We start from the raw sequence: 3,200 nt of genomic DNA on the forward strand, positions 1-3,200 counted from the left end.
CTGACTCACCCGGACGAAGAAGTGCTTTGCATTACCGGTGAAGGCAGTATCCAGATGAATATTCAGGAGTTGTCAACCTGCAGTCAGTACAAGCTACCGGTAAAAATCATCAACCTGAACAACGGATCTTTGGGAATGGTGAGGCAGTGGCAAGACATGAACTACGAGTCCCGTCACTCGCACTCATACATGGAATCGCTGCCAGACTTTATCAAGTTGGCGGAGGCCTATGGCCACGTGGGTATCCGGATCGATAAAAAGGAAGATCTGGAGTCGAAGCTCAAAGAAGCTCTGGCGATGAAAGACAGGCTGGTTTTTGTGGATATAAAAGTTGACCCCTTCGAGCACGTGTACCCGATGCAAGTGGCCCGTGGCTGCATGAAAGATATGTGGCTCAGCAAGACGGAGAGGGTGTGATCATGCGTCGAATCATCTCTGTGTTGCTTGAAAACGAGCCCGGCGCTCTGTCTCGTGTGGTCGGGCTGTTTTCGCAGCGTAACTACAACATCGAGACCCTGACCGTCGCACCCACCGAGGATGAAACCTTGTCACGCCTTACGGTGACAACGTCCGGTTCGGATCGGGTCATTGAGCAGATCACCAAGCAGCTCAACAAGCTCGTTGAGGTGGTCAAGTTGGTGGATTTGACCGAAGGCCCCCACATTGAGCGAGAGCTTATGTTGGTCAAGCTTAAGGCAACCGGCTCTCAGCGTGCTGAAATCAAACGTACCGTGGATATTTTCCGGGGCCAGATTGTTGATGTTACCAGCTCGGTCTATACCGTTCAGTTAGCGGGAGACAGCGAAAAGCTGGATGGCTTCATTCAGGCGATCGGTGCCTCGGGTGTGCTTGAGGTTGTGCGCTCGGGAGTATCTGGAATCGCCCGGGGCGAGAAGGTTTTGAGCCTTTAAGGTGTTTTGTACATTACACACGTTCTGGCCACTTAAAAGGCCATCACAAACAACAGAGGTTAGTCATGCGGGTTTATTACGATAAGGATTGTGATCTTTCCATCATTCAGAGCAAGAAAGTTGCCATCATCGGTTTTGGCTCACAGGGCCACGCTCATGCGTGCAACCTGAAAGAGTCCGGTGTTGATGTAACGGTTGGTCTGCGCCCTGGTTCTTCTTCTATTGCCAAGGCAGAAGCCTACGGCCTGAAGACCAATGACGTGCCATCTGCGGTTGCTGCCGCTGACGTGATAATGGTTCTGACGCCGGACGAGTTTCAGTCCCGGCTTTATAAAGACGAAATCGAACCCAACCTCAAGCAGGGCGCGACCCTGGCGTTCGCACACGGTTTTGCCATCCACTACAACCAGATTGTTCCGCGCAAAGATCTGGACGTTATTATGATTGCCCCTAAAGCTCCGGGTCACACTGTTCGCACCGAGTTTGCGAACGGCGGCGGCATTCCTGATCTGATTGCTATCTTTCAGGATGCGTCAGGCAACGCAAAGAACCTGTCGCTGTCCTATGCTAGCGGTATCGGCGGCGGGCGTACCGGTATCATCGAGACAACCTTCAAGGATGAGACAGAAACTGACCTGTTCGGTGAGCAGGCCGTCCTGTGTGGAGGCACAGTTGAGTTGGTGAAAGCTGCTTTCGAAACTCTGACCGACGCAGGCTATGCGCCGGAAATGGCGTACTTTGAATGCCTGCATGAGCTGAAGCTTATTGTTGATTTGATGTACGAGGGCGGCATCGCCAACATGAATTACTCCATCTCCAACAACGCAGAGTTTGGAGAGTACGTGACAGGCCCTGAGATCATCAACGAACAGTCCCGTGAAGCGATGCGTAATGCGCTCAAGCGGATTCAGAGCGGCGAGTACGCGAAAATGTTCATCGCAGAGGGTGCCCACAACTACCCATCCATGACGGCGCGTCGTCGCCAGAATGCCGCTCACGAAATTGAAGTAACAGGTGAGAAGCTGCGAGGGATGATGCCGTGGATCTCGGCAAACAAGATCGTGGATAAGGATAAAAACTAAGCGGTGTTCCGCCTGGTTTAAGAAGACGCGGCCCGGGTGGCCGCGTTTTTCGTATATACTTTGCCCAAATACTTTCCGGAGTAGTGGGAATGACTGAAGAAAGAAAAGATACAAAAGCGAATTCCGGGGGCAGCGAGCCAGAGCGTTCCACCAGTGGTGCGTCAGAGCTTGAGGTTGAGCATGGCGAAGTGGTGGAGGAGGAGTTAGTTGAAGGAGCACCTGTGCGCAGAAAAGGCATTTACCTTCTGCCCAATGCCCTGACAACCGCTTCGCTGTTCTCGGGCTTCTATGCCATCGTGTCCGCAGCCGGCGGCGTTTTTGACAACGCCGCCATCGCGATTTTCGTCTCAATGATTCTTGACGGTCTTGACGGGCGAGTCGCCCGGATGACCAACACCCAGAGTAAGTTTGGTGAGGAGTATGACAGCCTCGCCGACATGGTTGCATTTGGTGTTGCGCCCGGATTTGTGGCGTTTTTCTGGTCTCTCAACGGGCTGGATAAAATTGGTTGGGCGATTACGTTCATATACGTTGCGGGTGCGGCACTTCGTCTCGCCCGATTCAACACGCAGATTGGCTCGGTGGACAAGAAGTTCTTTGTCGGCTTGCCCAGTCCGGCTGCCGCTGCCTGTGTTGCGGGCCTGGTGTGGTGTTTTCACGCGTATGAGCCTGCGGCTTGGCTCACGCTGCTAACCATTGTTGTTGTAGGCGGCTCAGGTGTGCTGATGGTCAGCAACGTACTGTATCGCAGCTTCAAGGATCTTGATCTTCGTGGGCGCGTTCCATTCGCTGCGATTCTGCTGGTGGTTCTGATCTTAGTGGTGATCGCGCTGGACCCGGCTACGGTTCTTTTCACGGGATTCCTGATTTATGCGTTGTCTGGCCCGGTTCGTGCGCTTTTCCGGGGGAAGCCGCGTCGCTCAGCCAAGTCTTGAGGTTTAGGTTTTGGATGTTTTGATAGGTGGAAACCGAAATCTCTGAACATTAATTGAAATTGCCAGTTGACAGATCTGCGTGTGTCTGTAGAATGCGCATCTCCTTCGAGGGACACACCGCTGAGGCGGGGGTTCTGAGAAGGGCAACTGTTTGAAAGTATTGAAGAAAACGAGTTCAGAGTTTCTTCGATTAAACAGTTGACAAGGTCGCGATTCGCTGTAGAATACGCCACCTTGATTGAGCCAAGGCTCAACCGCTCTTTAACAAATTA

Annotated in this window: 4 protein-coding genes; all 4 read left to right on the top strand. The window is 52.7% G+C overall.

Annotation, left to right across the window (positions count from 1 at the left end):
• On the top strand, window positions 1-417 hold a 417-nt coding region (locus ENI00_RS09050), incomplete at its 5' end, for a thiamine pyrophosphate-dependent enzyme (protein ID WP_304101484.1).
• Window positions 418-419: 2 nt separating this feature from the next.
• Window positions 420-911, top strand: a complete 492-nt coding sequence (gene ilvN / locus ENI00_RS09055) for an acetolactate synthase small subunit (protein WP_304101485.1) — start codon at window positions 420-422, stop codon at window positions 909-911.
• 65 nt (window positions 912-976) lie between these two features.
• Window positions 977-1,993 (top strand): ketol-acid reductoisomerase, encoded by a 1,017-nt coding sequence (gene ilvC, locus ENI00_RS09060; RefSeq protein WP_304101486.1) that lies wholly within the window; start codon window positions 977-979, stop codon window positions 1,991-1,993.
• An 89-nt stretch (window positions 1,994-2,082) separates the two neighbouring features.
• Window positions 2,083-2,928, top strand: coding sequence for a CDP-diacylglycerol--serine O-phosphatidyltransferase (gene pssA, locus ENI00_RS09065; RefSeq protein ID WP_304101487.1), 846 nt, complete (start codon window positions 2,083-2,085; stop codon window positions 2,926-2,928).
• Window positions 2,929-3,200: the final 272 nt, after the last annotated feature.

The organism is Marinobacter antarcticus (genome assembly GCF_011049865.1).
Classification (GTDB): domain Bacteria; phylum Pseudomonadota; class Gammaproteobacteria; order Pseudomonadales; family Oleiphilaceae; genus Marinobacter; species Marinobacter antarcticus_A.

Coding starts and splice junctions, on each gene's coding strand:
- ilvN (WP_304101485.1), top strand. CDS start 420: ATGCGTCGAATCATCTCTGTGTTGCTTGAAAACGAGCCCGGCGCTCTG.
- ilvC (WP_304101486.1), top strand. CDS start 977: ATGCGGGTTTATTACGATAAGGATTGTGATCTTTCCATCATTCAGAGC.
- pssA (WP_304101487.1), top strand. CDS start 2,083: ATGACTGAAGAAAGAAAAGATACAAAAGCGAATTCCGGGGGCAGCGAG.